The organism is Nostoc sp. JL31 (assembly GCF_017114965.1).
Taxonomy (GTDB): Bacteria; Cyanobacteriota; Cyanobacteriia; order Cyanobacteriales; family Nostocaceae; genus Nostoc; species Nostoc punctiforme_A.
The window spans coordinates 132,626-148,507 of the sequence record NZ_JABXKO010000096.1 but is presented as its reverse complement, the minus strand read 5'-3'; the positions used below and the strand labels follow the sequence as shown (position 1 = coordinate 148,507).

The window sequence follows — 15,882 nt, the reverse complement described above, 5'->3', positions numbered from 1 at the left end:
TAATCCCCAGTCCCCAATACAACTCTTGGAGAGGCTGCGCCAACGGCAACTCTTAGAGACGCTGTTCGTGTTCGCTCAGTACAAGTCCCCTAATCCCCAATCCCCAATCCCTATGACCCAGAAAATTCTAATTGTTGATGATGAACCCAATATCTTGATTTTGATGGAACAAGCCTTAGAAGCATTAGAGGACGAAGGTGTTGAACTTCTAACTGCTAGAAATGGAGAAGAAGCTCTCGAAACTATTAAAATTGAAAAACCAAACCTGGTTTTTCTTGATGTGATGATGCCGAAAATGAATGGTTTGCAAGTCTGCCATATTGTAAAACATGACCTACAAATGACTGACATCTACATCATAATCTTGACAGCTAAGGGGCAAGAATTTGATAAACAAAAAGGAATTGAGGTTGGTGCAGACTTATATCTAACTAAACCATTTCGCCCCAAAGAAGTACTTGAAAAATCAATGCAGGTGTTGGGTTTTTGAGGAAAACTATGAAAGCTTTTCATCGGTGATCGCAGTACTTGGAAGAATCGGAACAAATCTGGTTACGTTTCCTTAATGGATCAACGGTTAACAGTACTCGCTCTAAGGGGTGATAAAGTAGCTACAAAGCAGACTGGATAATAGTCATAGCACGTATACCCTTCTGAAAATAGGGTAGTTTACTGGGCTTGAGACGCATCAAATCATGAGCTAAATCAGCCTAAAACTCTATTGCACCTACCCATAACTTCTCATACAAACCGATCCAAAATACACTATGTCTATACTGCGTAGGCGTAGCCGGCCGAAGGCATTGCTGTAATTCCTTGAGACGACCAACATATTTTTATAGTCCCATTTGGCGGGAGTTACGACCAGCTAAAATAGCACAAGTTTTAATCCACGAATAATTGATTTTTATCTACTACATATCATAAACCTGAAACAATACGAACTCCTTTTTTACGCATAGTTTCTTTGAGATCCTGATAGAGAGTATCATCACTAACTAGCAAACCATGTTTAGTTTTCGTGTTTACAATTGCATATCTTGGTTCTTTTTCTGAAGGTGAAGCATTGAATTTTAAGAGTGCCCAATCAGAGTCCTCCCAAAGATATGAAAATTCTTCTAAGTTTGTGTTCATATCAATACCTCTTTTTTTAAACCTAAATCTTACTTAGCGAAGAGAAAGGTTTTTACCTTAATTATGGGTAGTTTTCATTACCACTTTTGTATCTTATACGTATCTACGAGCTAAATTTTAGCAAATAAATACTACTACCAGTCGATCGACTTAACGTAATTTTAGAAGCAGAGTGTTTGGGCTGAAGGGGTGACAAAGGGGCTAAAACCGACGAAATATAAGAGTGTGACCGTTTTGGGGTAAAAAAAGATAGGTCAGGCATTCTCAACAAGACCCATCAAATGATAATGTTACCTAAATTCTACCAAAGCTGCTTTCAGAATCTACTGACACCTGGACAGTACAAGATGCTCGAAATCTTGATAATGCTCTTGCAGTTTCATAAAACTGTGACGATTGAGAAGCTCTCATCTGTATTTCCCCAACCAATAAAATTTGAAAGTCGGCGACGCAGTATTCAAAGGTTTTTATTGTTGCCCCAGTTATCAATTCAATACCTCTGGTTTCCAGTACTAAAACGATGGGTCAAAAATAATCCAAAATCAGTGAAGAAAAAACTGATATTCGCCATTGATAGAACACAGTGGCGCTGTGAAAATGTATTTGTAATCAGCTTAATTGAACAGAAAAGAGCAATACCAGTTTACTGGATATTATTACCCAAAAAAGGATGTAGCAATTTGGGTGAGCAGAAAAGATTAATCCGCCCATTGCTACGGTTATTCAAAGGATATCGAATTCTCGTACTGGGAGATAGAGAATTTCATAGTATAAAACTGGCTCATTGGTTACACAGTAAGGGAATTGACTTTGTGCTACGTCAAAAACAAGGCACGTATATTCGCCAAGGAAATGAATCATATCAACGGTTACAATCTTTGGGATTAAATCCTGGTATCTCGTTCTTCCTGACGGGTATTCAAGCCACTAAACAAAAAGGCTTTGCTCATTTTAATTTAGCTGGGTATTACAAGCGTAAATACCGGGGTAAGCTTGAACCTGCTGGCTGGTTTTTACTAACAAATCTTGAGAGTCTTGCAGATGCCATTAAAGCAAATAAGATTGCGAAGCGGCATCGAAGCTATGTTTAAAGATTGTAAAACTGGTGGTTATAATTTGGAATCAACGTATGCAACTGGACAACGATTAATTGCACTAATTTTATTGATTGCAATCGCTTACACAATTGCAGTTTTAGCTGGTCGCAACTCCCGAAAAATGGGACTACAACAATATGTTGGTCGGCTTCAAGAATTAAAGCGTTATGCACGCCGGCATAGTGCTTTTTGGGTTGGATTATATGGGTGTTTATGGGTAGGTGCTATGGAGTTTTGGTCAGATTTGGCGATCGCACTTGTGCGTCTTAAGCCCGGTAAACTACCCTATTTTCAGAGGGGTTTACGTGCTATGACCCTTATTCAATCAGCGCTCTAGCCTCTTTGTCACCCCGTCAGGTGTTTGGGATAAGTCATCACTTTAGTAGCATAGAACATCGCCAACTCCCGTAGTCGGGAACTGGAACAGCTAGAAACCTAGAAGGCATTGAACCTAGTTTTAAGGTTTCAGACAATCTTTATTGGTTCTAAAACCCAAAAAATTGGTCTAATCTGAAAAGCCTACCCATAAGTAGCTCCCTTGCTTGTTCAATCAGAAGGTAATTCTGGGAAACCTTAATTTGTGAGAGCGAGAGGCTTTTGCCAGAAGGAACTAGAATTAGGAAACACCTAGCTGGGTTCTTCTGACTTTTGAAATTAGGAGTGCATGTGTGCCAAAATCCCCTAAATATTTGCTGATTGGATCAACCGAGAATTACAGCGGTAAATCTGCAACTGTTCTGGGTTTGTCTCATCAGCTACAGCAAAAAGGTCTGGATATTAGCTACGGTAAACCACTCGGTACGTCTTTCAATTCGTCTAGTGGAACCGTAATTGAGGAAGATGTCCAGTTCATCGCTCTTAGCCTCAATTTGCCGGAAAACCGCGTTGCACCTACAATGCTGGCTTTGGATGAACCAAATGTGCAAAAGCGCTTGCGAGGGGAAGACAAAACCGATTATCAGCAGTCCCTAATACAGCAATATTTACATAAGTCTCAAGGAGATTTAGTGTTACTGGAGGGGCCTGGTAATTTGTCCGAAGGCAATTTGTTTGATTTGTCTTTGTTGCAAATGGCTGAAGTATTGGATGCTGGTGTGCTGTTAGTAAGCCGCTATAAATCCTTGCTTTCGGTTGAGGCACTATTGGCTGCAAAACAGCGTCTGGGCGATCGCTTGATTGGAGCTGTGATCAATGATATCCCAGTCACCGAACTAGAAGCAGTTGAAACTCTCGTGCTACCATTTTTGGAACAGCAGGGTATTCCGGTGCTAGCAATGCTGCCAAACAGCGATTTGCTCCGCAGTGTGAGTGTTGGCGAACTAGTCAAACAGTTAAAGGCTGATGTTCTCTGTCGCAACGATCGCATGGATTTGTTGGTAGAAAGTCTGGCAATTGGAGCGATGAATGTCAATTCAGCTGTTAAATATTTCCGCAAACGCCGAAATATGGCAGTGGTGACAGGAGGCGATCGGGTGGAAATTCAGCAAGCGGCTTTGGAAACATCTACCCAATGTTTAATTCTCACTGGGCAACTACCACCCCCACCGTTCATTCTCAGTCGCGCTGAAGAACTAGAAATACCCATTTTGTCTGTTGACTTAGATACCCTAACTACTGTAGGAATTGTTGACCGCACTTTTGGTCAAGTCCGTGTCCACGAGCCGATTAAGGTTCAGTATATTCGTCAGTTGATGTCCGAGCATTTTGACATTGACCGCTTGTTATCCAAACTAGGTTTAACTCCCGCAGCGGCATTGTCTTAGATTCATCAACTCAAACTTTTAAGAGCATCTATGCTCAGTTATTACTTAGGAGGCTGTATTGCTAGGATACAGCTGGTTCGCCGTCACCTCCCAGGCGACGGCGTGCTGTTTCCTTCCGTCCCATCGCTGGGACGTGTTTAGTTGCAGCAGCTAATCCAAAGACAGGCATATTGCCGTAAATTGCCTCATATCTTCCCGGCTCGATTAAATAAGTTTCGTGCCAAATGCCAACACTGCCATCAGCACCAATGGCTTGATTAAACCTTTGCCAAGCTTTTAAATGTGCATCGGCTGGATTTCTGGCAAAACGCTCCAAATCCTCGAACGATCGCCAATACTGAATCAGTCCTACCCCTTGCGGGTAGATAAACTTTTCTCCCCCTAAAAACCCTTTTTCAGGATTCTGATTAAGGCTTTGTAGCATGGGTGACATTGCCCTGGCTGTGGGAATCCATTTAGAAAAAGCGAATAATTTATTAATTCGCATCCCAATTAGAAACACAACAAAAGGTTCATCAATCTCGGCTGTAAATCGTCCCGGTATTACTTGAGGCATCTCTCACTCCTGGTTGTTTAAGTTAATATGCAACTAATTGCATATAGTTATTGTTATGCAATTAGTTGCATAAGTCAAGTAGTGAATTAAAAATTATGGCATTAGCGCACGCAATCTTAGCGGCTCTGGTTGACGCACCATGTAGTGGGTATGATTTAGCAAAACGATTCGATGGCTCTGTAGGCTTTTTCTGGTCAGCAAGTCACCAGCAGATTTATCGGGAGTTGGCGAAGCTAGAAGATCAAGGATGGATCAGTTCTGAGTCAATTCTTCAAGCAGGACGGCCAGATAAAAGGCTCTACAGCGTTACAGACTTGGGAGAACAGCACCTCAAAGAGTGGATTGCTCAACCTTGTGAACCCACACCGATTAAAGATGATTTACTAGTAAAAATTTTTGCTGGTCATATTGTTCCTAACCAAATTATCTTGGCAGAGCTAGAAAATCACCAAAAAGCCCATCAAAAAAAATTGTCTACGTACCATAACCTAGAACAGCGTTACTTTCAGAATCCGCAAGAACTGCCAGAATCAGGCAAATTTCAGTATTTAACTCTCTTAAATGGCATTAGTTACGAAACACATTGGCTAGCCTGGTGTAACCAAGTAATGGAGTTACTGAACCAAACAATCGAAAAATAGTCGCAATGTCTAACTTAAGTTTTCTTCGCATCTACACGCTGTTTGGTAAAATATCTGGGTCGTTTAGTCTGATTATCTCCATCTTTGAGCCAATCAACAGACCTTATTAACCTCGATACATTAGCGCAAGAACTGGCGACAATCCAGCAAACGGGTTCTAAAAGAATTGCCTTGCTGGGTTCTCGTCACGTCCCGATTACGCATCAGAATCTTATTGAAATGATGACTTATGCCCTAGTTTTATCGGGTAATCGAATCATTACTTCTGGTGCTACAGGTACAAATTCCGCGGCCATCAAGGGAGCAACCCGGGCTGATGCAAATTTGTTGACGGTGATTTTACCCCAAAGCCTGGAACGCCAGCCTTTGGAATCGCGCCAGCAACTAGAACAGGTAATGCATCTAGTCGAAAATCCCAGTAATGATAATTTGTCTCTGGCGGAAGCTAGTTATTTGTGCAACAAGGAAATTGTTTCCCGTTGCCAGCAACTAATCTGCTTTGCGTTTCACGACAGTCGCACCCTGTTACAAACTTGTCAGGATGCAGAAGAACAAAGAAAAGTGGTGACGCTTTTCTACTTTGATTAGTCATTTGTCATTTGTCTTTTGTCATTTGTATTTGACTAATGACTGATGACTGATGACTGATGACTAATAACCAACGACTAATAAGTAATGATAATTTTTTTGTACTCGATCGCTGCTGCTGCCGTTCTAATTTACGTGCCATTTTTGCTAGTAGCTTATGCCCGTGCGCGTATTGGGTATGAAATGTTTTCTACTCCTCGCGCCATGTTTGATAAATTGCCACCTTATGCCCAACGGGCTACTTGGGCACATCAGAACACCTTTGAAGCCTTTATGATATTTGCCGCAGCCGCATTGATGGCTTATGTAACTGGTGTAAATTCTTTTACAGCCCAAGTAGCTGCGATCGCCTTTGTGGTGGCTCGTTTCCTATACTCAATTTTTTATATTTTGAATATACCCCTTTTGCGATCGCTGATGTTTGCTATTGGCATCCTTGGCTGTGCCACTCTCTTTTTCTTGAGCATCATCCAAGCTACTAATTAAGTGGGGCATTGGGCATGGGGCATTGGGCATGGGAATTATTATTAATGTTTTATGCCCAATTCCAAAATCCAAAATCTAAAATCCAAAATATTTTATGGCTTCTACTTTTTCCTTTGACATTGTGAGCGACTTTGACCGACAAGAATTGGTCAACGCTGTCGATCAAGTTATACGAGACATCAAAGGTCGTTACGACCTCAAAGACACTGAAACTACTGTCGAGTTAGTTGAAGAAAGCATTAATGTTAGCACTGACAGCGAGTTTACCTTAGATTCTGTACACACCATTCTGCGAGAAAAAGCCGCCAAGCGTAACCTCTCCCAAAAAATCTTTGATTTTGGCAAGGTTGAATCAGCCAGTGGTAATCGCGTGCGTCAAGAAATCAAACTCAAAAAAGGTATCAGCCAGGAAATCGCCAAACAAATTTCCAAATTGATTCGGGATGAATTCAAAAAGGTACAAGCTTCAATTCAAGGTGATGCTGTGCGGGTTTCTGCCAAATCGAAAGATGACTTGCAAGTTGTCATGCAGCGGCTAAAACAAGAAGACTACCCAGTTGCTTTGCAATTTACAAATTATCGTTAAAAGATTCGTAATTCGTAGTTAAAAATTTAATTACGAATTACGTTAGCGCAGCGTTAGCGACGCAGGAGCGTCATTACGAATTATTTTAAGTCCGTCCGCCAATACTTCTTTGAAATGCCGGACGCTCAGATAACTGCTTCATATAGTTCAACACCGCTGGATAGGGGCTGAGGTCTAGCTTCAGTATCATAGGAATGTAATTCAAAATAGACCCCACTGCCACATCAGCAACAGTGAACTCATTGGCAAGTAAAAAAGGTTGCTTACTGAAAATTTCATTTAAGGGAGTCAACAAGCGGGGCATTTCCCGTTCTCGATTCTCTTCTCCAAAAATCCCTGGAGCAAGGGTAGCATTAGCAAACAAAACCCATTGGGAAAATACAGCACGTTCCTCTGGTGAAAGTGGAGTTTTACTATACTTATCGGCAAGATACAGCAAAATTGCCCCAGATTCCCAAAGCTGAAAATCCTCATCAACAATTGCTGGAACTTTACCAAATGGGTTGATTGCTAAATACTCAGGCTTGAGGTGTTCACCGGCCTGCATATCAAGCTTGACGAATTCGTAGGGAATTCCTAATTCCTCTAAATACCAGTGAACAATTGATGCTCGACTACGAGCGCCACCGTAAAGTTTTAGCATAATTACTTAAAGAACTTTGTGAGTATGAGAATGCTGCTTAACGTTGTCTTCTTTGGTGACAACTCTAGCGGCGTTTAACACCCGTTTCCGCTCAATGGAATACTTAAACTCAGTGTAGTTTGTACCTAATGGAATCAGAGATTTTGCAGATTCACGACGCTTGTAGGTACGAGCTGCTGCAAATGCCCGTGGCACAAATTCCTCTCCAAACTGAGCCGACTCTGGGAAGCCATCTGGCAGCAGTTGTGAATCGCCATCCAGCACAGATCCCAAAGTTGTGGCATGAGCCAGCTTATAGGAGGTAGGAATGCCCTTTAACAGCGCTTCCAAAGCCGCAGAGGGAATCGGTTCTATAACTTCGATTTGATAAACTTCTCCATCTTCTTTGACGAAGCAGGTTGCCAAGCCGATGACAATGTAATCATCGGTTGCTAAATCAGGGGCATTGGGATAGGAAATTGCAGTTGTCATCGGGAAATTTCTCAAAAAAATTGAATATGGGGATTGGGGACTGGGGCATTGGGCATTGGGCATGGGGCATTGGGGATTATTATTTCCCTTGTCTCTCTCATCTCCCTCATTTCCCTTGCCACCAGTCCCCGTCTCTTCTTTCTCATCTCTAAATGAACGGCTTGTTGGCATTCTACCAAGTTGTCGCTCTCACTACTTGACTAGTCTTTGAGATTAACGTCTGCTATTTCTGGAATTTTCCTTCGGGATCAAGTATCTATGATTAGGTTTGAGGAGCAATTGTTTATTTAAGGGGTAGATTTCTACTGGTGTGAGTAGTTTAAATCTCAGTCTTAAGATGGCTTTAAAGTAACCATAACTACCTTGAGAATAGACACAGTGGTAAAATCACCAGCGTTAAAAAACTAGACTTTTATTTAAAAAAGCAGGGATTTCAAGCAGGGAAAGATGAATATTCACTCATTTTTAGCTGACGATGACCAGCAAAGTAACCAATATAAGTATGTTCTAAATACTACAAAAAAACTTCAAGAGCGAAGGAAAAGCGATCGCAGCGAATCTATTTTTGGGGATAGCTACTTACGCTCTTGTGCTTTGAGGTTGGCTCAACAAGGAGATTATACTGAGGCGATCGCACTTTTAAGCCAACTAATTTGCCGCCATCCTCACAATGCCGTTGATTACAACAACCGGGGGCTAATTTATTTCCAAAGTGGTGAAAGGCAAAAAGCGCTTTACGACTATAACACCGCCCTGAAACTTAATCCCTATTTGGCTAGTGCTTATAATAACCGAGCAAATTACTACGCGGCTTGTGGAGAATTAGCTGTAGCACTTGCCGACTACGATCAAGCGATTGATTTGAAACCTCACCATGTCCGCGCGTGGATTAACCGAGGCATTACCTGGCGTGATTTGGGGCAATACGAAGTGGCAATTGAGAATTTTGAGGTAGCACTGCTTTTCGGTCAACTAGAAGGTCATATCTGGGCTGAACGTGGCAGAACTTACCATCTTTGGGGCGACTGGAATTGTGCGATCGCTGATTATCGTCGCGCCCTTACTCAACTACCCTCTCTCGACAATGATAAGGATATTATTGGTTGTCGCTTGCGTTTACAACTCGAAAATCGGCTAGACGAGTTATTATCTCAATCAGCGTCCTAATTGGTAGATTAGTCCTTTTTGCAAATTCAAGATTCAAAAAGTAAATTCTTCATTTTGAATTTTGAATTTTGAATTGGAGCGTTCGCGCAGCGTCTCGTAGAGAAGCGACGCTGTATCGCTAATGATTAATAGATGATAAATACATAGCTATTCAAAAATTAGCTATTAACCATTACTTATTAGCAATAATATAAATTAACACCCAGTTTATACGTAGCCTGAATCACAATAAACCGAAATAATCCCAAATTCGCCATTTGTCTTAGGGTAACGAGTCTGTTGGCTCATCTTCTCGGCGATCTTGATTCATCAACACGATCTGACGCTGGCTAGGATCGAATCGGTATCCTTGTCGTTGTCTAATAGTTTTAGCTTCTTGCGGATCAAAGTTACGGCTAAATTCCGCCTGTAAACCATTGACATGTCCTTCCATCAGCTTGACTTCAGTACTCATTTCTCGCAATTTTTCTTGCTGTAACCAATGATAAGGCAAGAGTTGTGTTAAAGCAGATGCTGCAACGGCTGTAATCACAAGATTGACCGCTATTTTGGCTGTGCTTTCCAGTGCCATCACCTGGTAAGAACGTTGACGAAGATGCCGCTTGGGTCGAGAAATGACCTGGCGTTTTTGTATAGGTTGTAACGGTGGTCTGGAGGGTTGAATCGCGTTCATTATGCTAAAAGATAAGCTCGCTTAGTGAAGTGAAGTACTATCAAGAGTGCTGAGTTATGAGTGCTGAGTGAGATTTCTAACTCAATACTCAGCATTTAGCACTCAGTACTCAGATATCAGCACTCCTGAATGCTTGATTTAGCTGTCATATTACTTCATTTTTTTGAAATAGCTACAAGTGTCGCATTAGTTAAAAAATAACCTGGCTTACGTAAGTGCAAGGTTTCTAGGTACTTATGGCATAAAGCCATAAAATCTGGAAATTGCACCCCGTACTGCCAGGATTATTAACTTTTTAACTGTGTCACATCGGAGCGTTATTTGTAAAGTTCTGTGGCTAATCGCCAAGCTAGAACCCCTGGGATCAAGGCTACAACTAGAGCGATGTAGACTTGAGTATCTGAGATGGAAGATATCTGAGCGATGTACAGAGTATCTAAGATAGGCATGGCTGAAAACCTCCTAACCTGAATAGATTTTGAACAGTTCGTTTACTACTTTTCCTTGTTTTGCCAAGATTGTGGAATATCTTGTTACAAGATGCAACAAAAGCAGTTATTTGTCAGTAGTCCTTATTTATTCTCCATTAAAAAAATTTATAAAAATTATGAATTTATATCTGGGTATCGACTTCGGCACATCTGGCGGGCGCGGTGTGGTGATTGACGAGGAAGCCTCTTGTATTCAGGTAGAGGTGCGATATCCCTTCAACAACACATCAGCCGCCGTTACGCCAAAAATTTGGCAGGAGGCTTTGTTTGTGTTGGTGGAACAAATACCTGACCAATTGCGGCAAGAAATTAAAGCGATCGCAATTAATGGGACTTCTTCCACCGTCTTGCTGGTCGATGCTGCTGGCAACCCTGTAGATGCACCATTGCTGTATAACGATGCGCGGGGATCATCTGTGCTAGAGCATTTGAGGAGTATTGCACCCCCCAATCATACCGTGTTGAGTGCCACCTCCAGCCTAGCCAAACTTTTGTGGATGAGGCAACAACCCTCTTTTAGTGAAGCTAGATATTTCCTGCATCAAGCAGATTGGCTGGCGTTTCTTCTACATGGACAGTTGGGTATTAGCGATTACCATAATGCTTTAAAGCTGGGTTATGACGTAGAAGAGTTGAAATACCCACAATGGCTAGAAAAGCTAGAAATACCAATTCAGCTACCCAAAGTTTTACCTCCTGGTACTCCCATTGCCCAATTGCGTCCTGAAATTGCCGACAAGTTCGGTTTCCGGCGTGATTGTCTGATATGTGCTGGTACAACTGATAGTATTGCAGCTTTTCTCGCCAGTGGCGCAAAATTACCCGGTGAAGCCGTGACTTCCCTTGGTTCAACGTTGGTACTAAAGTTATTAAGTCGTACCCGTGTAGAGGATGCCAGATATGGGATTTACAGCCATCGCCTGGGTGATTTGTGGCTAACTGGGGGCGCTTCTAATACTGGGGGTGCAGTACTAAAGAAATTTTTCACAAACGCTGAGTTAGAAAGCCTTAGTCGGGAGATTGATGCCTCAAAAGCCAGCGAGTTAGATTATTATCCATTGTTGAAGGTAGGCGATCGCTTTCCGATTAATGATCCCAATCTACCCCCACGCTTGGAACCACGCCCAGATAATCCAGTGGAATTTTTGCATGGCTTGTTAGAAAACATTGCCCGCATAGAAGTGCGAGGGTATGAATTATTACAGCAAATGGGCGCAGACAAATTGAGCCGTGTTTATACTGCTGGCGGTGGCGCGGCGAATTATACTTGGACTGCGATTAGGGCGCGTCATTTGCAGGTTCCTGTAGTCGCGTCAGTGTACACAGAAGCGGCTTACGGAACGGCGCTGTTGGCGATGGGAGAGAGAAAAAGGGGTTAATCAACAACGCATCTTTTGGTAGATATCTTTTAAATCAGTATCTATCCCAGTGACAATCGACATATCTCCGACGATACTTGGATGATTAGATACCGGACTATAGATTCCAGGTTCATCATCTGGGCAGCTATTCGGGGATGGGTGCTTCGCAGCAAGCGAATGTCATCTGTCCCCTTTATTAATTACTGGTATGATTTATAACTAGTTTACACTCATAAGTAATGGGTGCATTAAGGCAAACATGACAAACTTTCACTGGGGATATTAAGTGATCGCAGTGATGGTAAAAGAAAGCCATGAATGCCCTTTGCCGGATTCGTCAAGTCGGACATCAGAAGTCCAGATGGTTCATTGTCAGGAAACTTCAAAGGCTTTATTTAGCAAGCGACGCAGATGCTCCTGTAGGATACTTTCAGCCCCAGGATAAGCTGGAAGAGCCTCAATTTCAGCGTTGGAATGAGATACATAGGAGCCAGGGTAAATAATCGCAGCATAATTAACTACTTGCCTACCTTCTCTGTTTTGAATAGCGTCATGGTAAGTGTGCATCTTCTGAATATCAGCAGTTTTAGGTTTTCCTTCGTTGCTGGTGTTTTCCAGTGGCTCACTCTCAAGTTTGTACTTGGGATCAAATAAATAAACTTGTTGAGAGCCATTAGCTAGTTTGATCTCTACTGCTACATCAGGGCGCAATGTAACGCTGGCGCTTCGTAGTTCTCCATCTTTGCCATAGCTTCGTTCAGGAATTAACTTAATTTTTGTCTTGTGTTGTGGGTGAATTAAAACTAATGCTGGTTGTCCATTGGGTAAAATTCTGACGTAGACTCCCGTTTTATCTCTAGCAACTAAACACTGGGTTTCAACTTTGTATCCTTTGTCTATAGCTACTTCCAGCAGCGTTGCAATTATCCACAAAGTTCCCCAAATTTGGTAAAGTTTGTAGAGATTCTCCAAAGGTGCATCAAGGTCTGAATCATCCAAACGCACAGCAGGACTTCTGATGAATTCCAGATAGCCTTCTAAAGCAGCATGGTAAAGTGAACGGTTTAACAAAACCATCGTAATTTGATTGGGCAAATATTTAGGCTGACTCACCTCATCCAGAAAAGCTGCTTGTTGACGAGCCTTTTTTAATTGGTAAAACAGAGACTTAATCTCTTCCAAAGGCTTACCTTTAGGGTCAGCTTCAAAAGCTTGCCGAATTCGTCTAATTCTCTGATTGACAAGCTCAAAAAATAACCTAACCAACTGGTTCTCATAAACATCAACAGTATGCTCAACTCTGATATCCGGTACGCGAATCGGTCTTCCACTCACATCCAAGTTATGCCCTCGAAAAAAAGCTTGAACTAGCCCACCAAGAGGAGGTTTGCGGACTTGATCTTGCCGAACCCAAATTTCATTAGTTTTGAGGATTTGATGAGGATTACGAGAAAGTTGACTCAAAATCTCACTCAGTCCTGGTCTTTTGCCTGTGCCATTAATAGCCCGACGTAAGCGAAGTAGTTCCTGAGCTAAAGTAGTTTCGCCTAGTTGCGGTAATTTCAGACCAGCTAAAGCCCCGGTACGCTGTAAGCCTATCGCTACTGAGGTTGGCAGACGAGAATCGAGATCCTCTAGCATCTGAGCAAAAGCTTCACGACTAATTTTCTGAGGCCAAACTGCAATTGTCTGTTCCTCAATCTCATTTTGATACTCAAGCCGCAGTCGGTAGTAACCAGGGTTTGAGCGAGGCCACTCAGCTAGTACTCGAAACTTTCCACTCAAATCCATTACCAAGAGTGGGAGTTTTTTATCTTGAAGCCAAAGCCGTGTTTGTTGTAATTTTTCTTGAGGTACATGAACTTCCAACCAAGCAGGTTGCCACTCACCTGGAGCATCTATAATCTCGCCTTCGCGGCTAAGAAAACTCAGTTTAGAAGTAGGAGGTAAATCCATGTTGTTCAAATGTTTTTAGCATTTTGCTAGCTTTAGCGTGGCTTAGATGAAATTTATTTTCAGCAATATCAACAAATGCTTTAAGGGCTTCTCCCACCCTATCATCAGCACCTTTTAGTTTGGGCAGAATCTTCTGTAACAATTGTTCGTCTAAAGCTTCTTCCCAAGAGATATTCAAAACTTTAGCTTCATTCACATAGTTATTTATTTCATCTAAAACACGAAAAGCAAATGGAGTTACTAGGTGCAGATTATCCCAAACTTCCATTAAAATTTCACGATACTCAACTTCACCCAAATGCTCAAATAAATCATTACGGCAAACCTCCATTTCTATCATTTGCGCTCTATCATAAACTTTGTCAGCAAAATTGTGAGTAGTTTCGTCTACATTGACTGTGCCAATAAAGTAAAGGTTAGGTGGTAACAAAACTTGTTTCTCGGATGCAAGTTCAATTTGGGCTAATCCTTCACGCATCCTAACTTCCATCGCTGAGAGAAACTTGGCAAAGTAATACTCTACCCGTGCTAAGTTCATCTCATCCAAGATTAAATGGTAAGGTCTAGGGGTGCGTTTTTCTGTTTGAGCTTGTTCATACTCTTGAGCCGCTTTTTCTAAAAAATGACTAAACGCAGTGTAATGGTATTCTTTGTCCATTGGATTGAAGTAGCCGAGCAAATCTTCGTTAGTAGTCCAATTAGGAGCCACAGGAACTAAAAGGTATTCAGCCGCTACTACCTCAGTGTAAGCTTTGGTAAGCCAAGTCTTGCCAGTCCCGCTAGTTCCTGAAAGAATTACAAATTTTCTTGTTTTAAGAGCTAAGTGGTAGCGTCGCAAGATACTTTCAGAAATACGCAGACCTTTAGAGCGGATATTTTGATTAATCTCTGTAAACAAAGGTTCAGAATAGTCTGGATAAATAGTTTTGAGAATACGCTGTGCTTCTTCGTAATTATCCACGTCTTTTTCCTTATCAAATAATTCTGTAGCTCTGCATAAATCCTCAAAAGCTTTTTGCTGATTATTAATTTTTAAATAGGTAAGTCCTCTATGGTAATAGGCTAAAGCGAAGTTAGGATTAACATGTAAAGATTGGTTATAATCACCAATGGCTTTATCGTAATTTTCAAGTTTACAGTAAATCTGACCTCGCTCATCGTAAATTTCGTAATTTTTAGGTTGAATAAGTAGTAAATAATCATAATCAGATATAGCTTCGTCAGTATATCCTAATTCAGCTTTTACTTTTCCTCGATATCGATAAGCATCAGCTAAATTGGGAGCTTCTTCTAAAGCGAAGTCAAATTGTTTAATAGCATCTTGATACTTTCCTTCTTGATACTTACTCAATCCTCGTCGGCAGTATATTTTCCCATATTCTATATTAGTTTGATGTAAATATTTTTTAATAGCTGTGATTGGTTCATCACACGTTGCCACCAAAAATAGAGGAAAAATTTCTTCCAATACCTGTTTTATTTCATTAGTTAGCTGTTGATAGTCAAAAGTTAATATATTCTCTAATCTGATAGCTCTATATACTATAATCTTCTTAGTAGCACTATTTTGTCGAGCTACTATTTTTAACCATTCAGCTAAACGATTGATTGTATTAATCGATTGACTAGGCTCAGTAAATAGAGAATATTTATCTGATAATCGAATATTTTGGAGTAAAATTTCTTTGATTATTTTATTAGTCTGAATATTTTTAATGAATTTTTGCCTATCGTTACTTGTCTCAGGAATGTATAATCCAAAATAGAAAGCTTCTTGTGTAATTTGTATAATAAAATGAGCCTTATTGTTTTCACTATCTATTTGTTTTAAAAATAATCTATATTCAAAATAAGGAATATGAAAATTATATTTCAAAACAGCATTTGTATTGAGTAGCTTTCTTATTTCCCCTGATATCTGAGCAATTGTAAACTGGTAGAGTTGTTCTAATGGCTGCTCAATATAGCTTTTGTAAGCTTCTTGGTTTTTTAAATAAAAATCTCTTTTATTTGAATGTTTTTTTAATTGTGCAAGAAGGTCAAGACTTTTTAATGAAAATGGGCATTCTGGATTTACAAAAACTTCTGTCATTTGACCTGATAACGATAACTAAAATTATTATTGTGACATATTACACAAAATCCAACTACTTTACTGCTTTAAAAATGCGATCGCACTCTTAACCTCTCTGTTTCCTCTGCGCCTCTGCGGTTCGTTTCTTTGTTAAAATGCGATCGCTTTTCATTCCGCTTCTCCCGTTAACCTCTG

At 40.9% G+C, this 15,882-nt stretch carries 18 protein-coding genes; 10 read left to right on the top strand and 8 right to left on the bottom strand.

Annotated elements, in window-relative coordinates; all coding sequences use genetic code 11:
- Window positions 1-112 precede the first annotated feature (112 nt).
- Window positions 113-490, top strand: coding sequence for a response regulator (locus HWQ43_RS22930; protein WP_292738284.1), 378 nt, complete (start codon window positions 113-115; stop codon window positions 488-490).
- Between the two features lie 431 nt (window positions 491-921).
- Here the strand turns inward: HWQ43_RS22930 and HWQ43_RS22925 are convergent, their stop codons facing one another.
- Window positions 922-1,134, bottom strand: coding sequence for a hypothetical protein (locus HWQ43_RS22925; RefSeq protein ID WP_094348399.1), 213 nt, complete (start codon window positions 1,132-1,134; stop codon window positions 922-924).
- 389 nt (window positions 1,135-1,523) lie between these two features.
- Between HWQ43_RS22925 and HWQ43_RS22920 the strand changes: the two genes are divergently transcribed.
- The 3 genes from HWQ43_RS22920 to HWQ43_RS22910 all read left to right on the top strand — a co-directional run bounded on the left by HWQ43_RS22920 (window position 1,524) and on the right by HWQ43_RS22910 (window position 3,994).
- The gene (locus HWQ43_RS22920) at window positions 1,524-2,225 is read left to right on the top strand and encodes an IS4 family transposase (protein WP_292738283.1); all 702 of its coding nucleotides are present in this window, start codon (window positions 1,524-1,526) and stop codon (window positions 2,223-2,225) included.
- Window positions 2,218-2,568, top strand: a complete 351-nt coding sequence (locus HWQ43_RS22915) for a hypothetical protein (RefSeq protein ID WP_292738282.1) — start codon at window positions 2,218-2,220, stop codon at window positions 2,566-2,568. Before HWQ43_RS22920 ends, HWQ43_RS22915 begins: the two co-directional genes overlap by 8 nt.
- 331 nt (window positions 2,569-2,899) lie before the next feature.
- Window positions 2,900-3,994 (top strand): phosphotransacetylase family protein, encoded by a 1,095-nt coding sequence (locus tag HWQ43_RS22910; RefSeq protein WP_292738281.1) that lies wholly within the window; start codon window positions 2,900-2,902, stop codon window positions 3,992-3,994.
- Window positions 3,995-4,055: 61 nt separating this feature from the next.
- On the opposite strand, the gene HWQ43_RS22905 is transcribed toward HWQ43_RS22910, so the two are convergent.
- Window positions 4,056-4,550 (bottom strand): DUF4188 domain-containing protein, encoded by a 495-nt coding sequence (locus HWQ43_RS22905; RefSeq protein WP_292738280.1) that lies wholly within the window; start codon window positions 4,548-4,550, stop codon window positions 4,056-4,058.
- Window positions 4,551-4,645: 95 nt separating this feature from the next.
- Between HWQ43_RS22905 and HWQ43_RS22900 the strand changes: the two genes are divergently transcribed.
- The 4 genes from HWQ43_RS22900 (at window position 4,646) to HWQ43_RS22885 (ending at window position 6,851) form a co-directional block, all read left to right on the top strand.
- Window positions 4,646-5,191, top strand: coding sequence for a PadR family transcriptional regulator (locus HWQ43_RS22900; RefSeq protein ID WP_292738279.1), 546 nt, complete (start codon window positions 4,646-4,648; stop codon window positions 5,189-5,191).
- A gap of 84 nt (window positions 5,192-5,275) precedes the next feature.
- The gene (locus HWQ43_RS22895; protein ID WP_041565591.1) at window positions 5,276-5,779 is read left to right on the top strand and encodes a hypothetical protein; all 504 of its coding nucleotides are present in this window, start codon (window positions 5,276-5,278) and stop codon (window positions 5,777-5,779) included.
- An 87-nt stretch (window positions 5,780-5,866) separates the two neighbouring features.
- Complete coding sequence (locus tag HWQ43_RS22890) at window positions 5,867-6,265, top strand: MAPEG family protein (protein ID WP_292738278.1); 399 nt, start codon at window positions 5,867-5,869, stop codon at window positions 6,263-6,265.
- Between the two features lie 94 nt (window positions 6,266-6,359).
- Complete coding sequence (locus HWQ43_RS22885) at window positions 6,360-6,851, top strand: YajQ family cyclic di-GMP-binding protein (RefSeq protein WP_012411046.1); 492 nt, start codon at window positions 6,360-6,362, stop codon at window positions 6,849-6,851.
- Window positions 6,852-6,936: 85 nt separating this feature from the next.
- Here the strand turns inward: HWQ43_RS22885 and HWQ43_RS22880 are convergent, their stop codons facing one another.
- Together HWQ43_RS22880 and HWQ43_RS22875 are read right to left on the bottom strand one after the other, a co-directional pair.
- A complete protein-coding gene (locus HWQ43_RS22880; RefSeq protein ID WP_292738277.1) occupies window positions 6,937-7,494 on the bottom strand; it encodes a glutathione S-transferase family protein in 558 nt (185 codons plus the stop codon).
- Window positions 7,495-7,500: 6 nt separating this feature from the next.
- Window positions 7,501-7,965 carry a hypothetical protein gene (locus tag HWQ43_RS22875; protein WP_292738383.1) on the bottom strand — a complete coding sequence of 155 codons (465 nt, stop codon included), beginning with the start codon at window positions 7,963-7,965 and terminating at the stop codon, window positions 7,501-7,503.
- Between the two features lie 447 nt (window positions 7,966-8,412).
- On the opposite strand from HWQ43_RS22875, the gene HWQ43_RS22870 reads away from it, so the two are divergent.
- The gene (locus HWQ43_RS22870; protein WP_292738276.1) at window positions 8,413-9,132 is read left to right on the top strand and encodes a tetratricopeptide repeat protein; all 720 of its coding nucleotides are present in this window, start codon (window positions 8,413-8,415) and stop codon (window positions 9,130-9,132) included.
- A 262-nt stretch (window positions 9,133-9,394) separates the two neighbouring features.
- On the opposite strand, the gene HWQ43_RS22865 is transcribed toward HWQ43_RS22870, so the two are convergent.
- On the bottom strand, window positions 9,395-9,805 hold the full coding sequence (locus HWQ43_RS22865; RefSeq protein ID WP_292738275.1) for a hypothetical protein: 411 nt from the start codon (window positions 9,803-9,805) through the stop codon (window positions 9,395-9,397).
- A gap of 317 nt (window positions 9,806-10,122) precedes the next feature.
- Window positions 10,123-10,212 carry a photosystem I reaction center subunit XII gene (gene psaM / locus HWQ43_RS22860; RefSeq protein ID WP_040630342.1) on the bottom strand — a complete coding sequence of 30 codons (90 nt, stop codon included), beginning with the start codon at window positions 10,210-10,212 and terminating at the stop codon, window positions 10,123-10,125.
- A 200-nt stretch (window positions 10,213-10,412) separates the two neighbouring features.
- On the opposite strand from psaM, the gene HWQ43_RS22855 reads away from it, so the two are divergent.
- The gene (locus HWQ43_RS22855; protein WP_292738274.1) at window positions 10,413-11,675 is read left to right on the top strand and encodes an FGGY-family carbohydrate kinase; all 1,263 of its coding nucleotides are present in this window, start codon (window positions 10,413-10,415) and stop codon (window positions 11,673-11,675) included.
- 354 nt (window positions 11,676-12,029) lie between these two features.
- Here the strand turns inward: HWQ43_RS22855 and HWQ43_RS22850 are convergent, their stop codons facing one another.
- Window positions 12,030-13,613 carry a DUF2357 domain-containing protein gene (locus tag HWQ43_RS22850; RefSeq protein WP_292738273.1) on the bottom strand — a complete coding sequence of 528 codons (1,584 nt, stop codon included), beginning with the start codon at window positions 13,611-13,613 and terminating at the stop codon, window positions 12,030-12,032.
- Window positions 13,591-15,705, bottom strand: a complete 2,115-nt coding sequence (locus HWQ43_RS22845; RefSeq protein ID WP_292738272.1) for a tetratricopeptide repeat protein — start codon at window positions 15,703-15,705, stop codon at window positions 13,591-13,593. The genes HWQ43_RS22850 and HWQ43_RS22845 overlap by 23 nt, the downstream gene beginning before the upstream one ends.
- Between the last annotated feature and the right edge of the window lie 177 nt (window positions 15,706-15,882).